This is a genomic window from Actinoplanes sp. NPDC048988 (assembly GCF_043197815.1).
Taxonomy (GTDB): Bacteria; Actinomycetota; Actinomycetes; order Mycobacteriales; family Micromonosporaceae; genus Actinoplanes.
Genome location: NZ_JBICTW010000016.1, coordinates 95,030 through 110,452, shown reverse-complemented (window position 1 = coordinate 110,452; position 15,423 = coordinate 95,030). Strand labels below are relative to the sequence as shown.

The 15,423-nt window shown below is 70.1% G+C and carries 20 protein-coding genes; 13 read left to right on the top strand and 7 right to left on the bottom strand.

Annotated elements, in window-relative coordinates:
- Positions 1-52 precede the first annotated feature (52 nt).
- From ACGFJ7_RS36300 to ACGFJ7_RS36270, 7 genes are all read left to right on the top strand, one after another.
- Positions 53-1,351, top strand: a complete 1,299-nt coding sequence (locus ACGFJ7_RS36300; RefSeq protein ID WP_360253891.1) for an aminotransferase class III-fold pyridoxal phosphate-dependent enzyme — start codon at positions 53-55, stop codon at positions 1,349-1,351.
- A 115-nt stretch (positions 1,352-1,466) separates the two neighbouring features.
- Entirely contained in the window at positions 1,467-2,378 is a 912-nt protein-coding gene (locus ACGFJ7_RS36295) for a sugar phosphate isomerase/epimerase (protein ID WP_360253889.1), read from the top strand.
- Entirely contained in the window at positions 2,378-4,456 is a 2,079-nt protein-coding gene (locus tag ACGFJ7_RS36290) for a PQQ-dependent sugar dehydrogenase (protein WP_360253887.1), read from the top strand. Before ACGFJ7_RS36295 ends, ACGFJ7_RS36290 begins: the two co-directional genes overlap by 1 nt.
- A 157-nt stretch (positions 4,457-4,613) precedes the next feature.
- A complete protein-coding gene (locus tag ACGFJ7_RS36285) occupies positions 4,614-5,837 on the top strand; it encodes an inorganic phosphate transporter (protein WP_360253885.1) in 1,224 nt (407 codons plus the stop codon).
- Positions 5,838-5,840: 3 nt separating this feature from the next.
- Positions 5,841-6,137 carry a hypothetical protein gene (locus ACGFJ7_RS36280; protein WP_360253883.1) on the top strand — a complete coding sequence of 99 codons (297 nt, stop codon included), beginning with the start codon at positions 5,841-5,843 and terminating at the stop codon, positions 6,135-6,137.
- On the top strand, positions 6,137-6,448 hold the full coding sequence (locus ACGFJ7_RS36275) for a DUF3349 domain-containing protein (RefSeq protein WP_360253881.1): 312 nt from the start codon (positions 6,137-6,139) through the stop codon (positions 6,446-6,448). The genes ACGFJ7_RS36280 and ACGFJ7_RS36275 overlap by 1 nt, the downstream gene beginning before the upstream one ends.
- Positions 6,449-6,528: 80 nt before the next feature.
- Complete coding sequence (locus ACGFJ7_RS36270; RefSeq protein ID WP_360253879.1) at positions 6,529-6,747, top strand: hypothetical protein; 219 nt, start codon at positions 6,529-6,531, stop codon at positions 6,745-6,747.
- Positions 6,748-7,034: 287 nt separating this feature from the next.
- On the opposite strand, the gene ACGFJ7_RS36265 is transcribed toward ACGFJ7_RS36270, so the two are convergent.
- A complete protein-coding gene (locus tag ACGFJ7_RS36265) occupies positions 7,035-8,108 on the bottom strand; it encodes a glycerophosphodiester phosphodiesterase (RefSeq protein ID WP_392646565.1) in 1,074 nt (357 codons plus the stop codon).
- Positions 8,109-8,378: 270 nt separating this feature from the next.
- On the opposite strand from ACGFJ7_RS36265, the gene ACGFJ7_RS36260 reads away from it, so the two are divergent.
- Positions 8,379-9,065 carry a class I SAM-dependent methyltransferase gene (locus tag ACGFJ7_RS36260; RefSeq protein WP_360253875.1) on the top strand — a complete coding sequence of 229 codons (687 nt, stop codon included), beginning with the start codon at positions 8,379-8,381 and terminating at the stop codon, positions 9,063-9,065.
- Positions 9,065-9,361 carry a hypothetical protein gene (locus ACGFJ7_RS36255; RefSeq protein ID WP_360253873.1) on the top strand — a complete coding sequence of 99 codons (297 nt, stop codon included), beginning with the start codon at positions 9,065-9,067 and terminating at the stop codon, positions 9,359-9,361. The genes ACGFJ7_RS36260 and ACGFJ7_RS36255 overlap by 1 nt, the downstream gene beginning before the upstream one ends.
- Here ACGFJ7_RS36255 and ACGFJ7_RS36250 read toward each other — a convergent pair.
- Positions 9,351-9,944 (bottom strand): dihydrofolate reductase family protein, encoded by a 594-nt coding sequence (locus ACGFJ7_RS36250; protein ID WP_392646447.1) that lies wholly within the window; start codon positions 9,942-9,944, stop codon positions 9,351-9,353. The genes ACGFJ7_RS36255 and ACGFJ7_RS36250 overlap by 11 nt on opposite strands.
- A gap of 106 nt (positions 9,945-10,050) precedes the next feature.
- On the opposite strand from ACGFJ7_RS36250, the gene ACGFJ7_RS36245 reads away from it, so the two are divergent.
- A complete protein-coding gene (locus ACGFJ7_RS36245; RefSeq protein ID WP_392646445.1) occupies positions 10,051-10,626 on the top strand; it encodes a dihydrofolate reductase family protein in 576 nt (191 codons plus the stop codon).
- Here ACGFJ7_RS36245 and ACGFJ7_RS36240 read toward each other — a convergent pair.
- The 3 genes from ACGFJ7_RS36240 to ACGFJ7_RS36230 all read right to left on the bottom strand — a co-directional run bounded on the left by ACGFJ7_RS36240 (position 10,608) and on the right by ACGFJ7_RS36230 (position 12,359).
- Positions 10,608-11,318: a helix-turn-helix domain-containing protein gene (locus ACGFJ7_RS36240; RefSeq protein WP_360253867.1), complete on the bottom strand. Its 711-nt coding sequence runs from the start codon at positions 11,316-11,318 to the stop codon at positions 10,608-10,610. The genes ACGFJ7_RS36245 and ACGFJ7_RS36240 overlap by 19 nt on opposite strands.
- A gap of 22 nt (positions 11,319-11,340) precedes the next feature.
- The gene (locus tag ACGFJ7_RS36235; RefSeq protein WP_360253865.1) at positions 11,341-11,541 is read right to left on the bottom strand and encodes a hypothetical protein; all 201 of its coding nucleotides are present in this window, start codon (positions 11,539-11,541) and stop codon (positions 11,341-11,343) included.
- 239 nt (positions 11,542-11,780) lie between these two features.
- Positions 11,781-12,359, bottom strand: coding sequence for a TetR family transcriptional regulator (locus tag ACGFJ7_RS36230; RefSeq protein WP_360253863.1), 579 nt, complete (start codon positions 12,357-12,359; stop codon positions 11,781-11,783).
- A 187-nt stretch (positions 12,360-12,546) separates the two neighbouring features.
- On the opposite strand from ACGFJ7_RS36230, the gene ACGFJ7_RS36225 reads away from it, so the two are divergent.
- The 3 genes from ACGFJ7_RS36225 to ACGFJ7_RS36215 all read left to right on the top strand — a co-directional run bounded on the left by ACGFJ7_RS36225 (position 12,547) and on the right by ACGFJ7_RS36215 (position 13,384).
- The gene (locus tag ACGFJ7_RS36225; RefSeq protein WP_360253861.1) at positions 12,547-12,879 is read left to right on the top strand and encodes an FAD-binding protein; all 333 of its coding nucleotides are present in this window, start codon (positions 12,547-12,549) and stop codon (positions 12,877-12,879) included.
- Positions 12,880-12,957: 78 nt separating this feature from the next.
- Complete coding sequence (locus ACGFJ7_RS36220; RefSeq protein WP_392646442.1) at positions 12,958-13,131, top strand: hypothetical protein; 174 nt, start codon at positions 12,958-12,960, stop codon at positions 13,129-13,131.
- A gap of 112 nt (positions 13,132-13,243) precedes the next feature.
- Complete coding sequence (locus ACGFJ7_RS36215; RefSeq protein WP_360253857.1) at positions 13,244-13,384, top strand: hypothetical protein; 141 nt, start codon at positions 13,244-13,246, stop codon at positions 13,382-13,384.
- Here the strand turns inward: ACGFJ7_RS36215 and ACGFJ7_RS36210 are convergent.
- Both ACGFJ7_RS36210 and ACGFJ7_RS36205 read right to left on the bottom strand, forming a co-directional pair.
- The gene (locus ACGFJ7_RS36210) at positions 13,375-14,217 is read right to left on the bottom strand and encodes a helix-turn-helix domain-containing protein (protein ID WP_392646440.1); all 843 of its coding nucleotides are present in this window, start codon (positions 14,215-14,217) and stop codon (positions 13,375-13,377) included. The two genes, ACGFJ7_RS36215 and ACGFJ7_RS36210, sit on opposite strands and share 10 nt — an antisense overlap.
- Positions 14,218-14,285: 68 nt before the next feature.
- Positions 14,286-15,254, bottom strand: a complete 969-nt coding sequence (locus ACGFJ7_RS36205) for a GNAT family N-acetyltransferase (RefSeq protein ID WP_392646438.1) — start codon at positions 15,252-15,254, stop codon at positions 14,286-14,288.
- Positions 15,255-15,423: the final 169 nt, after the last annotated feature.

Genomic DNA, 15,423 nt, shown 5'->3' with positions numbered 1-15,423 from the left:
CCACCCGTCTCGCATCTGGGATTCATCCGATTCACCCCGCTAAGGAGCGACCATGACCGATGATCTGCTGGCCCGCCACAAGGCTGTGCTGCCGAGCTGGATGCCGACCTACTACGGCGACGACGCCCTCGAGATCGTCAGCGGGTCGGGGCGGCGCGTCACCGGGAGCGACGGCCGCTCCTATCTGGACTTCTTCGGCGGGGTGCTGACCACGATGGTCGGCTACGACGTTCCCGAGATCAACGAGGCGGTTCAGCGCCAGCTCGCCACCGGGGTCGTACACACCTCGACTCTGTATCTCATCCGGCAGCAGGTCGAGCTGGCCGAGAAGATCGCGCGGCTGTCCGGCATCCCCGACGCCCGGGTCTTCTTCACCAACTCGGGGACCGAGGCCAACGAGACCGCGCTGCTCATGGCGACCAACCTGCGCCGCTCCAACCAGATCCTGGCCATCAAGAACAGCTACCACGGCCGGACCTTCGCCACCATGGCGGTCACCGGGCACCGCAGCTGGTCGTCGAGCGCGCTCACCCCGCTCAACGTCTCGTGGCTGGCCTCCGGCGACCGGCTGCGCGGGCGGATGGCCGGCCTGGACGGCGACGCGATCCTCGACGCCGCCGTCGACGACCTGCGCGAGGTTCTGGCCACTGTCACCGCGGGCGATGTGGCGGCGCTGATCGCCGAGCCGGTGCAGGGTGTCGGCGGGTTCGTGGCCGGCCCGGACGGCCTGCTCGGCGCGTACCAGAAAGTCCTCTCCGAGACCGGGATCCTGCTCATCGCCGACGAGGTGCAGACCGGGTGGGGCCGCACCGGTGAGCATTTCTGGGGTTATCAGGCGCACGGCGTCACGCCCGACCTGATCACGTTCGCCAAGGGCATCGGCAACGGGTTCGCGCTCGGCGGTGTCGTGGGCCGGGCCGAGGTGATGAACGCGGTGCCGGCCATCAGCTTCTCCACCTTCGGCGGCAACCCGGTCTCGGCGGCGGCCGGCAACGCCGTCCTGGACTACGTCCTCGACCACGACCTCCAGGGGAACGCGGCCCGGGTCGGCGCGATCCTGCTCGACGGTCTGCGCGCGCTGGACCTGCCGATCGTGGGGGAGGTGCGCGGCAAGGGCCTGATGATCGGCGTCGAGATCGTCCATCCGGGAACGACCGAGCCGGACCCGGCGGCCACGCTGCGCGTCTTCGACGAGTGCCGGGCCGGTGGGCTGCTGGTGGGCAAGGGCGGTCTGTACGGCAACGTGCTGCGGATGGGGCCGGCGCTGACCCTCACCGAGGCCGAGGCGCGGGAGGGTCTGCGCATCCTCGTCGATGCGCTGTCACTTGTCGACGCTGACAGCCGCATCTAAACGATGTTTTGTCCGGACAGCGAGAACTTTTGCTTGATCTGAAGAAACTTAGCTTCACTTTCGACGAAACAGATCGGTAACCTATCGAGCGACGTCGTTCGATAGGGAGACCGCAATGCCGCATTCACTGAACCGTCGTCAACTCCTCGGCGCCGCAGCGGCGGCCGGCGCCGCCGCGACCATCGCCGTTCCCGGAGCCGCCCAGGCAGGCGGCTCCCACGGGGGCCACCTCAGCCGAGTCCCGCGTGACCAGATCAGCGTGCAGCTCTACACGCTGCGCAACCAGCTCGCGATCGACCTCGACGCGAGCCTCGCCGAGCTCGCCGAGATCGGCTACAAGAGGGTCGAGCACGCCGGCTTCGTCAACCGCACGGCCGCGCAGTTCCGGGCCGCGCTCGACAAGGCCGGCATCCGGGCCACCTCGGGCCACGTCGGCATCCCGCAGCCGTGGAACGCCGACACCTGGAAGCGTGCTCTCGAGGACGCGGCCATCGTCGGCAACAAGTTCATCGTCCACCCGTTCTTCGGTCAGGGCGCCAACGGCCCGATCCGCGACGCCGCCGTCTACCGGGCGTTCGCGGCCGACCTGAACAAGGCGGGCGCGCTCGCCCGCAAGGCCGGGCTCCAGTTCGGCTACCACAACCACCACGCCGAGTTCTTCCGGCAGAACGGGACCAGCCTGACCGGCATGGACATCCTGTTCCGGGAGACCGACCCGCGCCTGGTGCACTTCGAGGTCGACCTGTTCTGGGCCTTCCGGGGCGCGCACGACCCGGTCGACCTGATCAAACAGAACCGCGGCCGCATCAAGCAGGTTCACGTCAAGGATCTCGACGTGAACGCGAGCTTCGCCGACCCCGGCGACGGGCTCATCGACTTCGGCCGCATCTTCGACCACTCGAAGGAAGCGGGACTCATCGAATACATCGTCGAGCGCGACGACGCCGGCTCCCCGCCGCGTACGCCCGAGCAGGCCCTCGTGACCGCCGAACGCGGTTACGACTACCTCGCCGGATTGAGGTTCTGATGATTCGTAAGTTGTCCGTCCTCGGCGCGATCAGCGCCGCCGTCCTGGTGGCGCCCGGCGCCGCCGTGGCCCACCCCTCGCCGCCGGCCCAGCCGCTGCCACCTTCGTCGGACTTCCAGAAGGTGACCCTCAACGACTTCCCGGGCGAGCCGATCGCCATCGCCGTCCTGCCGGACCGGCGGGTGCTGCACACGGCCCGGACCGGAGAGGTACGCATCCACGAGCCGGCCACCGGCCGCAACGTGCTCGCCGCGAAGATCCCGGTCTACCTCCACGACGAGGAGGGCGTGCAGGGCATCGCGATCGACCCCGACTTCAAGCACAACAAGTGGGTGTACGTCTACTACTCGCCCGTGCTGAACACGCCGAAGGACGACCCGACGACGCCCCAGGTCAACGAGGGCGACGCGCCGAACGAGGGCACCGCGGCCGACTTCGCCAGGTTCAAGGGCCACCTGCAGCTCTCGCGCTTCAAGCTGCAGGGCAGCACGCTGCGTCTCGACACCGAGCAGAAGATCCTGCAGGTGCCGGTCGACCGCGGCCAGTGCTGCCACGTCGGCGGCAAGATCGACTTCGACAGCAAGGGCAACCTGTACCTGTCGACCGGTGACGACTCCAACCCGTTCTCCTCCGACGGCTACGCGCCGATCGACGAGCGGGCCAACCGCAACCCGGTCTTCGACGCCCAGCGCAGCGCGGCCAACACCAACGACCTGCGCGGCAAGGTGCTCCGGATCAAGGTCGGCAAGAGCGGCGGCTACACGATCCCCAAGGGCAACCTCTTCAAGCCGGGCACGGCGAAGACCAAGCCGGAGATCTACGCGATGGGCCTGCGGAACCCGTTCCGCTTCACCATCGACCCCAAGACCGACGTGATCTACGTCGGTGACTACTCGCCGGACGCGCAGAACGCGAACCCGGCCCGGGGCCCGGCCGGGCACGGCCGCTGGCTGGCGATCGACAAGCCGGCCAACTACGGCTGGCCGTACTGCGCCGACGCCGACAAGCCGTACGTCGACTACGACTTCGCCACCGGCGTCTCCGGGGCCCCGTTCAACTGCGCGGCGCCGGTCAACGAGTCGCCCAACAACACCGGACTGCGCAACCTGCCGCCGGTCGAGAAGGCGGAGATCGCTTACTCGTACGGCGCCTCGGCCCAGTTCCCCGAGCTCGGCACCGGTGGCATCGGCCCGATGGGCGGCCCGGCCTACGACTACGACAAGTGGTCCCGGTCGCCGATCAAGTGGCCGGCCGCGTTCGACGGCAAGCCGCTGTTCGCCGAGTGGACCCGCGACTGGGTCAAGGCGCTCACCCTCGACCGCCGCAACCAGGTCACGAAGATCGAGTCGGTCCTGCCCGAGCTGGTCTTCGACAACCCGATGGACCTCGAGTTCGGCCCGGACGGCGCGCTCTACGTCCTCGAGTACGGCGACGGCTACTTCGCCGAGAACCCGGACGCCCAGTTGTCCCGGTTCGATTACGTGCGCGGCAACCGCACCCCGATCGCCAAGGTCGCCGCGACGCCCACCTCGGGCCAGTCGCCGCTGACGGTCCAGTTCTCCAGTGCCGGCACGGCCGACCCGGACGGCGACGCCCTGCGCTACGAGTGGTACCTGGACAACGACAACCGGGTCGACTCGCGGTCGCCGAACCCGACGTTCACCTTCACGGCGAACGGCAACTACCGCCCGACCCTCAAGGTCACCGACAGCACCGGCCGGTCCTCCTCGGCCGAGGTGATCCTGCCGGTCGGCACGGCGGCCCCGAAGGTCTCGTTCACCAGCCCGCAGGCCGGGCAGCCCTTCCACTTCGGTGACACGGTGAACTTCCAGGTCCAGGTGACCGACGACCAGCCGGTCGACTGCGCCCGGGTCACGGTGACCTACGTTCTCGGCCACGACCAGCACGGGCACCCGCTGTCCACGGCGTCCGGCTGCACCGGCTCGATCACCACGTTCCTGGACGCCGGTCACGCCGGCGCCTCCAACCTGACAGCGGTCTTCGTGGCGTCGTACACCGACACCGGCGACCCGGCTCAGACCGGCACGGCGACCGTCGTGCTCCAGCCCACACCCTGACAAGTTGCCATTCACCCGGCCGAGCTGTATGGCTCGGCCGGGTGAAACGTGTGTGCGCGCGAAACCCTAGATGGACGTCAGGTTAACGAGGGCGCAACATTTAGATGCTGATCACCTGAACCTTCCGCGCGCGCGTTGCTCGGGTGAATCTGGCTTCGTGACAGAGTCAACGGTCATTCTGGTGCTGGTGGTGGTCACCGCTCTCGGGTTCGACTTCACCAACGGGTTCCACGACACCGCCAACGCGATGGCCACGTCCATCGCCACCAAAGCGTTGCGGCCGAAGGTCGCCGTTGCCCTCTCGGGCATCCTCAACCTGATCGGTGCCTTCCTCTCCGTCGAGGTCGCGCTCACCGTCAGCAACGCCGTTGTCAAGATCCAGAATTCGGACGGTACGCCGAAGGAATCGCTCACCGCCAACGGCGGCGAAGCACTCCTGCTGATCATCCTGGCCGGCCTGATCGGCGGCATCATCTGGAACCTGCTCACCTGGCTGCTCGGCCTGCCCTCCAGCTCCTCCCACGCGCTGTTCGGCGGCCTGATCGGCGCCACCATCGCCGGCCTCGGCTGGGCCGGCGTCAACTGGAACGGCAACGGCACCAAGCTCGACGGGGTCGTCGGCAAGGTGCTCCTGCCGGCCGTGCTCTCCCCGGTCATCGCGGGCGTCGTGGCCGCCGTCGGCACCTGGTTCATCTACAAGATCACCGTCGGGGTCGCCCAGCGGTTCACCGACAACGGCTTCCGCTGGGGCCAGATCGGCAGCGCCTCCCTCGTCTCGCTGGCGCACGGCACCAACGACGCCCAGAAGACGATGGGCATCATCACCCTGGCCCTGATCGCCGCCGGTGACTGGACGGACACCAAGAGCATCCCGTTCTGGGTGAAGGCCTCCTGCGCGATCGCCATCGCCCTCGGCACCTACCTCGGCGGATGGCGCATCATCCGTACCCTCGGAAAGGGTCTGGTCGAGATCGCCCCGCCCCAGGGCATGGCCGCCGAATCCTCCTCGGCCGCGGTCATCCTCGCCTCCAGCCACCTCGGCTTCGCGCTCTCCACGACGCACGTGGCCACCGGCTCCATCCTCGGCTCCGGCGTGGGCAAGCCCGGCGCCCAGGTCCGCTGGCGCGTAGCCGGTCGCATGGTCGCGGCCTGGATGATCACGCTGCCCTCGGCCGCCATCGTGGGCGCCCTGATGTGGTGGATCAGCGACGTGATCGGCGGCCTCACCGGCGCCATCGTGATCTTCGCGCTTCTGCTGGCCGCGGCCGGCGCCATGTACCTGCGCTCGAAGCAGACACCGATCGACCACAACAACGTGAACGACGAATGGGACGCGACTTCCGGGGAAGACACCCGTGAGCCGGCCAAGACGGGGGTCTGATCGATGAGCAACCTGGGATTCGCCCTCGAAGGCGCCTGGAAGGTCCTGGCCGCCGGTCTCGTGCTCGGCGCCGGGCTGCCGGCCCTGTTCGCGCTCGGTATCCGCTCCCTGGCCTGGGGCGCAGGCGGCGACGCGGAGGACTCGCACGCCCGCCCGAACCCGGCGGGCACGGTGCTCGGCTACGTGCTGTTCACGATCGTCATCCTGGGCGTGCTGCTGGGCATCACGTTCATCGTGGCCAGCGGCTTCGGCAAGACGATCAGCTTCGACCACATCTTCCCCACCATCGTGGACAAGTAATGACCGACTCCTTTCTCACCCGAGCCATCGACTGGCTGCGGGCCGGATATCCGGCCGGCGTGCCGAGGCAGGACTACGTGGCCCTGCTGGGCCTGCTGCGCCGGAGCCTGACCGAGGACGAGGTCCGCAAGATCGCCGCCGACCTGGCCGCCCAGTCCGAGACCACCGGCGGCGACCCGATCACCGCCACCGACATCGAGGCAATGATCAACGACGAGGTCCTCCAGGCCGCCACCCCGGAAGACATCGTCCGCGTCTCCGCCCACCTGGCCGCCGGCGGCTGGCCCCTGGCCGACCCACCCCGCGAATAGTTCCGCCGCAACCGGCGGCGCGCGGCCCGGGACAGTTCCGGGCCGCGCGCCGCCGGCAGCTTCGTGAACGTGGAGGACGGGTGGCTGCCGAGCGTCCCTGGTGGCACAACCGAACGGTGCTGTGGTCGATGGCCGTGTCGTCGATGTGCGTTTTCGCCGCGCGCTTCCTCGACGACCCATACGACAACTTCGGCGGCCCGTGGCTTCACTTCACGGTGCTCGGCGGCTCCGGGGGCCTCTTCGTCACGGCAATCGTGCTGCTGGTGTCGCGGCGCGGAGATGGTCCGGGCGGCGGATAGCTCAGTCGGCATGCGATTTCCAGCCCAGGCCGGCCAGCGGGCCGTGGATCGCCGTCCACACCGTCTGGGGGCCGCCCGGGAACGGCACGTGGGCGGTCGGGATGAACGGCGCGTTCGCCTCGGCGATCGGCTTGCCCAGCAGGCCGGTCAGCGCCTCGAGGATGCTGTCGTTCGTGACGCCGGACGAGGTGAGCAGCGCTTTCGTCGTTCGGTCGCAGTGCCGTTCAGCCTCTGAGGTGACAGAGCCGGCGCTCAGGTGAGCGCCGGCCCGGTCATCCGGTGAGAACTCAGTCGAAAGCGAGCGTGCGGGAGAGCACGCCGATGTCGGGCTGGTCGGTGAAGAGGCCGTCGATGCCGGTCTTCAGGAAGGTGATCTGCTCGTCGATGGCCCGGCCGTAGGCGTTCGGGTCGGTGCCGACGCGGTAGTCGGCCGGGAGGAACTGGTTCTCGGCCCGGAACGTGTACGGGATGACCTTGAGGCCGGCCGCGTGGGCGTCCCTGACCAGGCTCGACGGCGTGCCCAGCGTGCCGTCGGCGTTGCGCGGGATGACCTGGCTCTTGTCGGGGCCGATGCCGTCCACGAAGGACGAGAGCTCCTTCAGGCCGGCCGGGGTGAGGTATTGCGCGTACGTCCTGCTGTCGTTGAACGGCGAACCGGCGGCGGAGGTCAGGAAGACCAGGTTGACCTGTACGCGGTACTTGTGGTTGAGGTCCTTGAGGTTGACCGCCTCGAACGACTGGATCCACACCTTCGCGCCGCGCCGGTTGAGGCGGGCCCGGTCGAGGGCGCGCACCAGCGGCGTCTCGAGCTCGAGGCCGAGCCGGCGGAAGAAGGTGGGGTGCTTCGTCTCCGGGATGACGCCGATGTCGCGGCCGAGTTCCTTGGACAGCTTCGCCCGCAGCGCCAGCACCTCGGTGAAGGTCGGCACCTCGAACAGCTTGTCGTAGAGGGTGTTCTCCTGGCGCACGGCGGGCAGGCGCTCGATCGCGCGCAGCGTCTTCAGCTCGGCCAGGGTGAAGTCGTTGGTCCACCAGCCGGTGACGCTGACCCCGTCGAGGACCACGGTCCGCTTACGGTCGGCGAACTCGGGGCGTGACGCCACGTCGGTGGTGCCGCTGATCTCCGGCTCGTGCCGGCAGACCAGCACGTGGTCCTTCGTCGAGACCAGGTCGGGCTCGATGTAGTCGGCGCCCATCCGGGCCGCGAGCTCGTACGACGCGAGCGTGTGCTCGGGCCGGTAGCCGGAGGCGCCGCGATGTCCGAAGACCTCGGTTCTCGTACGGCCGTGCGCCTGCGCCGGGGTGGCGATGGTGGCGGCGGCTCCGGTGAGGGCGGGAGCCGCGGCGGCGACAGCGCTCATGCGCAGCACCTGACGTCGGTCGGGCACGGGGTCCTCCACGGGACTCGGCGCCGGCGACCGTCGCCGGCTGGTCCCTCGCAGAGTCGAAGCGACGCGATCGACATACAGGGAACAGTGACGTAGCGATCACGGAAACTGCGCGAAAAGGGCGGCGCGTTAATCCCGGGTTCACCCAGAGTTAGACGGTCGCGCTGACTCTTCGCACCGAAGGGGTTCGCGGCGCCGAGACGTTGCCGCGCCTGATGCTCGGCCGGTAGGTACGCTCGGGCGATGTTCTCGCCACAGGGACCGTCGCTCCGCGAACTGTTCGTCCAGGCGATGTCCTCGGTCGAGCGCGGCTACGACCTCCTCGCGCCGAAATTCGACCACACCCCGTTCCGTACGCCGTCGGGCGTCCTCGAAGCGACGGCGGCGGCGCTGACCGGCCCGTTCGAGGCGGGCCTCGACGTCTGCTGCGGCACCGGCGCCGGCCTGTCGGTCCTGGAATCGGTGGGCTGCGCCCGGGTCACCGGCGTCGACTTCAGCGCCGGGATGCTGGCCGAGGCCCATCGCGCCCACCCGGCGGCCACCCTGGTCCGGGCCGACGTGCGCTCCCTGCCCTTCGCGGGCGACTTCGACCTGGCCGTCAGCTTCGGCGCGCTGGGCCACTTCCTCCCGTCGGAGCGCCCGGCGGTCTTCGCGGGTGTGCGCCGAGCGCTGCGCCCGGGCGGCCTGTTCGCCTTCCCGATCGGCGACACCCCACCCGTGGCCTCGGTGGCCGGGGTGGCCACGCTCGGCTTCGACCTGGCCATGCGCGTACGGAACGCGGTGTGGCGTCCCCCGTTCGTCATGTACTACCGCACCACACCACTCCCGGCCCTGCGCGCCGACCTGACCACCGCCGGCTTCACCGTCGTCTCCACCGACCTGATCACCCCCGGCTGCCGCCTCGTCCTGGCCCGCACCCCGGGCCCCTGATGCCTCTCGTCGCGGTGACCGGCACGTCCGGGCTCGTCGGGGCGGCGGTGGCCCGGGCGGCCGTGACGGCCGAGGCGACCGGCATTTTCGTCGTCGCCGGCCGCCACCCCTTCCGCCGCACCGGCTGCGGCGCCCTGCTCGACGACGCCGCGGGCCTGATCGCCGCGCGCGCCCCCGAGGTCGCCGCCGCCTTCGCGGAGCGGGGCTGGCCGCTCCCGCGAACCCTGGACCGGGTCTACGGCTCCAGCGCCGCCACGGCCGCGCTTCGGCTATCGGCCCACGCTGTCAGCGCTTGATTGTGTACGTGACATGGGTGACCAGCGACGCCGCGCGTGAAGAGATCCGCTCCAGGTTCAGCGGCGGCACGCCGTCGAACAGGCGCGCCCCGGCCCCGACGGTCACCGGCGCGATGTGCAGGCGCAGCTCGTCGATCAGCCCGGCCCGGAGGAACTGGTTGACAGTGGTGGCGCCGCCGGCGACGGCGATCGTGCCGTCCCCGGACGCCTCGATCGCCCGCTTCAGGGCCTCGTCGACACCGCCGGTGACGAAGTGGAACGTCGTGCCCCCCGCCATCGGCAGGTCGTCCCGCTCGTGGTGGGTCAGGACGAAGACCGGTTTGTGGTACGGCGGGTCGTCCCACCAGCCCGTCCACTCCGGGTCCCAGTCGCCCCGCCCGGGGCTGAACATGTTGCGCCCCATGATGAACGCGTCGGCCGCGACGATCCCGGCGATCTCCTCCTCGTTCTCGCCGGGCGTCGCGAACATCCACTTGGTCAGCTCGTCGACCGGACCGTCGCCGAACGGTCTCGCCAACCGCTGATTTACGCCCGAGCTGTATCCGTCGACAGAAATCGCCAGGTCACAGGTGATGTAGGCCATGCCTTCAGACCGTAGTCCGACACTGTCGTTTCCGTCCAAGACGGCGGGGCGGTCAGGCTCTAGCGTCGTTTTCGGCAGCCCGCTCTCGGCAGGAGGAGACAGAACGATGCGCAGTCTGGTCTACACCGGTTTCATGTCGCTCGACGGGGTCGTGGACTCGCCCGGTGGGCCGTCCGAAGGGCACCGCAGCGGCGGCTGGGTGTTCAAGGACATCGAGTTCGTGCCCGAAGCCTGGTCGCTGAAGGGGGAGGAGCTCGCCGACACGGCCGCCCTGATGTTCGGGCGGCGCAGCTACGAGGCGTTCGCGCCGGTCTGGCCGGGCTCGGAGGACCACGCCGGCTACAAAGACCTTCCCAAGTACGTGGTCTCCTCCACCCTGACCGACGACGCTCTCGTCGACGGGTGGGGGCCGATCACGATCCTGCGTTCCACCGAGGACGTGGCCGAGCTCAAGCGGGGCGAGGGCGGCGCCATCTTCATCCACGGCAGCGCCGAACTCGCCCGGCGGCTGTCCGACGCGGGCCTGATCGACCAGTACAACCTGCTCGTCTTCCCGGTGCTGCTCGGCGCCGGCAAGAGCCTGTTCGGCCGGGCCGACCGCGACAAGCACATGCTCAGCCTGCGCGAGTCCGAGGCGTACAAGAACGGAATTCTGAAACTCGTCTACGACGTCGAGCGCTGAGGAAGGTCGAGCCCGATCGCGCCGCCGTCGCCGCCCCGCAGCTGCTTGACGGTGCGCCCGACGTACGACCGCAGCGCCCGGGCCAGGTGCGGCTCGTCGAAGTAGTCCAGCTTGGCCACCACGTCCCCGGCCGTCCCGCCGGCCGCCAGCAGCTCCGCCGCCGTCCGGGCCCGCTCGATCTGCCGTACCGCACCCCGCGTCAGCCCGGTCGCGGCCCGGAACCGCCGTTCGACGGTCCGGCCCGACACCTCCGGGCGGCCCCCGCGCAGCACCTCGGCGACCAGCGGATCGCGCACCACGGTCCCGCCCCGCACGAGCCGCGCCACCAGGGCTTCGGCGTCATCCACCCCGGGCGTCTCCCAGCGCGCCCCGTCGAGCCGGAACGTCCGGCGCGAGGTGTCGGGAAGCTCGATGCCGCTGTCGACCAGCGACGGTGCCGGCGCGATCCGCAACGACGTGCCCACAGCGAATTCGATGCCGGTGAAGCTGGCCCCTTCCGGCACCGGCGCCGTGCTGGTCCGCGTCTCGGGCCCGGTGACACTCGCGTACGACCGCCCGTCCCGCTCCCAGAACACCAGCCCCCACCGCACCCCGGCAACGGCCGTCATGGAGTCGACCCGCTCGCTGCCGCACGTCCACACGGCGTCGACCCATGCCGAATCCGACCCTCGTGTCGCGAACCGCAGCCCCACGCGCGAAGAATACGCCGCCGCGCTAATCGCCGAGGGAGACGCGGGTCTTGTCCAGTTGGTGGCCGAGCCAGGCGTTGAGGGCCAGCACGGTGCCGCCGCAGATCAGCAGGACGATGACGAAGATGCCGAGGATCCAGCGCCAGATCGCGAAGCGGCTCTCCCGCGGCGCGTCCGCGCCGGTGCCCTCGAAGGGCCAGGCCGAGTCGTCCTCCGGGTCGTCCACGAAGACGGACGGTACCCAACCGGCGTACCCCAACCGGGGGTTTAAGGCAAAGATGACCCCTTAGAGCATGATGGTCGTCCGCGTGGGGGCGACCGGAGACACCGCCGCGCGGCTGGTCGTCCTGCTGATATGCCGGCCCATGAGCGCCGGAAAATCCTCATGCACTATCCGACCTCGCCGGACTGCACGTCGCCGTACGCGCCGATCTGGATCGCGGAAATGGTGCGCCGGCGGAAAGGCTAATCGAACAGAATGGTACGGATCGTCGCGGTCAGCCGGGTGATGAGGTCGTCGGCGGACATGGTCGCGACCGGGCCGTCGGCCAGCACATAACGGCTGAAGGCGACGCCGATGAGATGGGCGCCCATCATGTTGACACGGGCGTCCAGATCAGGCCGGTCGAGCACCCGCGCGTAGCCGTCGACGGCCGTCTGCTGGAGGGTCCGCAACAGGGCCTTGGCCGCCTGCTGGTCGCCGGCCGCGCTGCGGATGAGGGCGATGACCGGGTCGGCGCCCTCGGAGGTCTCCATCCGGTGCACGAAGGAGGCGGCGATGCGTTCCGGCAGCTTGGCGACGTCGTCGTCGAGGACACCCTGGAACAGGGACTCCGGGTCGGGCGTGGTGGCGGCGACGAACAGCTGCTCCTTGGTGGAGAAGTGCAGCACGACCAGGCCGTGGGTGACACCGGCGCGGCGGGCGATCTCGCGGATGGTGGCGTTCTCGTAGCCGCGCTCGGCGAACACGGCCCGGGCCGCCGCGAGGATCGCCGCCTGTTTGCGGATCGGATCGCGGGTCCGCCGGGGTGAGGGGTGTGACATACCCCCTACTGTACACCCGGACAGTAGGGGGTGTTTTCCTGATGGGCGAGCGGCTGCCGAAATGGCGTGACCGCTATTTTTGTGCCAATACACACGACGGTGAACCGCCCCGACGGTGTTGCCCGCAAACAATTCTCTTCCGAATCCGCCGCGTTCGACCGGACAGATAAATGGAAGGGGAGAAATCGTGAACGACAACAGGGCGACATCTCTGCTGACCGCCGCCGGAACGGTCTTCCTGCCGGGGGATGACGGATACGACCGGGCGCGCGGCACCTGGTCGCTCGAGGCCGACCTGCGGCCGGCGGCCGTGGTCTACCCGGAGAGCGCCGACCAGATCAGCGCCGTCCTGCGCGCCGCCGGCCGGGCCGGCCTGCGGGTCACGCCGGTCGGCACCGGGCACAACGCCCACCCACTGCCCGACCTCGGCCGTACGGTCATGCTCCGCACCTCGCGCCTCACCGGCGTCACTGTCGACGCGGCCCACCGCCGGGCCCGCGTGCGGGCCGGCACCACCTGATCGCCCGTCGTCGAGCAGGCGGCCGGGCACGGCTTCGCCCCCGAGCTGCCCGAGCCGTTCCGCGGCCGGAACTGGGTGATGATCGACGGCGCCGTCCAGGCCGGCGACGAGCGGGCCGAGCGGCTTCTGGCCCCGCTGCGTGAGCTCAAGCCGGAGATCGACACGTTCGCCCGGGTGCCGTCGCGGGTGGTCTCGCGCATCCACATGGATCCGGAGGAGCCGACCCCGGGCTTGAGGTACGCGTCGTCATGAGCCTTCTCGAGCGCCGTACCCCCGGGAAAGCACCTGGCGATCGGCGGCCTCACCACGGACGTGTGCGTGCTGCACACGGCCCTGGGCGCCCGGCGCCACCACCACGAGCTGGATGTCGCTGGCGACCGAACTGGCCGGCCTCTACGCCAACGACACCAGGGGCGTCCTGCCCCAGCTCCTGGCGCTGGACGCCAACCTGACGTCGGCCGGGCTCAACGAGGTGCTTTCCGACCTCTCACCCACTCAGCCCTGAGCGCCTTCGACGGGTAGCCACAGCTCCCGGGCCTCCCGATCGACCAGCACCACGATCTCGGGGCCCGGGCGCAACCGCCACGGATTCGACGGGAACCACTCGGTCGCCGTGGCGGCCCAGGTCTCAGACAGAGACGCTTCGGTCGTACGGAACACCGCCCACGCCCCGGCCGCCACCTCGAGAGTCTCCAGATCGGCGGGCACGGGCGTGCCGGCCGTGACGGCGGCTCCGTGCAGATAGGTGAGCTCGCTGCCCTCCGTACGATCGGAATCCAGGTCGTCGAAGACCTGGAGCAGACCGCCCGGCTCGGTGTCACTGAGCTCCTTGAGGCGCTGGTGCTCGGCGGCCGGCAGGCCGGCGATGTGCTGCTGGATCAGCGGATTCGGGCCACGGTGGATCAGCGGAACCCGGGCCGCGTGTCCCGCGACGCGGAAAGCGGGCCGGTCGGCGATGCGAGTTTCCATGGGGTTGCCTCCTTCGACGGTCAGACGGAACGTGAGTCGCGGCTGCGTGCGGAGCGGCCCACCGTTCCGGCGGACGTCACCGGGCGAGGCGCCGTGCACCGCCCGGAACGCCCGGCCGAACGCCTCGGCCGACCCGTAGCCGTAGCGCACGGCGATGCCGAGCAGGTCGTCCCGGCCCCGGATCACGTCGGCCGCGGCCATGGTCATCCGCCGCCGCCGCACGTACTCCGAGAGCGGCATGCCGGCCAGCGACGAGAACATCCGCCGCAGATGGTGCTCGGTCGTCCCGAGTTCCTTGGCCGTCTCGGCGACGTCGAGTTCGTCGGCCGCCTCGACGAGCGAGACCAGCCGGTTCAGTGCCGCGATCACGGGTTCAACTCTGGCGGAGACCTCAAGGCCCGCGCCCGACCGGCGCGGCCCGATGCGATCAGGTGGGGTCAGACGTCGAGGGCCCAGCTCACGAAGCGCAGCTTCGGGGTGAAGCCGGCCCGCTCGTAGACCTTCAGCGCGGGGCTCTCCGAGTCCGCCTCGACGAGCGCCCGGTCGTAGCCCTCGGCGGCCGCGGCCCGGAGCGCGTGCCCGATCAGGGCGGCGGCGACGCCCCGCCGGCGGTAGGCCGGCTGCGTCGCGATGAACATGAAGCGGGCGTCGCGGACGCCGGTGGCCGCGGTGTCGGCGTCCCAGGACATCGTCACCAGCATGCCCGCCGGGGTTCCGTTCGCCTCGTCGCGGAGCAGGAAACTGACTGTGGGACGGAACGTCTGGTTCGTGATCTTGCTCTTCCAGGACTCCACGGTCATCGGCGCCCGCAGCGGGTCGTCCTGGAACGCCTCGTTGCGGATCAGCCGGAAGTCCTCGTCGTTCCGCTCCGACCAGGGCTCGACGCGCAGCCCGGCCGGGATCGCCGTCCCGGTGACGTTGTCGCCGAGCGGGTGCTGCATGTGCTGGTAGTAGCTGACCGGCGTGAAGCCCTGGGCCGTCATCAGCTCCGGCAGGCCGGCCATGCTCTCGGGCTTGTGAACGTCGACGGCCAGCTTCAGCGCCGGGTGGTGCCGCGCGTGCAGATCCTTCGCCGCCGCCACCCCGGCCGTCACGAACCGGGTGCCGAGTCCGCGGCGCCGGTAGCCCGGGGCCACCCCGCCGTCCATGACGATCCGGTGGACTCCCTCCGGCGCCGCCTGGTACCGGGTCTTCATGAAGCCGGCCATCACGTCGCCGTCGAAGGCGGCGAGGCTCCCGCGCTCGAGATCGGTGTAGGGGTCGATCAGTTCCTGGAGGGTGTCCTGCTCGTCGTAGTACTCGCCGATCCGGTCGACCGCCTCCATGGCGTTCAGCAGGTCCGCCGACGTCCTCGCGTCGCCGGGGGAGAGCGGCCGCCAGGTCAGTGCGCTCGATGCTTCATGCATTCGGGGGAGGCTAGCCCCTGGCGCCCGAGTCGTCGCCTCATTTCACCGCGCGGGGCCGAAGGGCGCGAGCCGCGCGGCCGGAGGGGTGCGGGCCGCGCGCGGCCGGAGGAGTGCGGGCCGCGCGCGGTTGCGAGGGTGAACGGGCCGCGCGGCGCACGGGTGGGGGTGC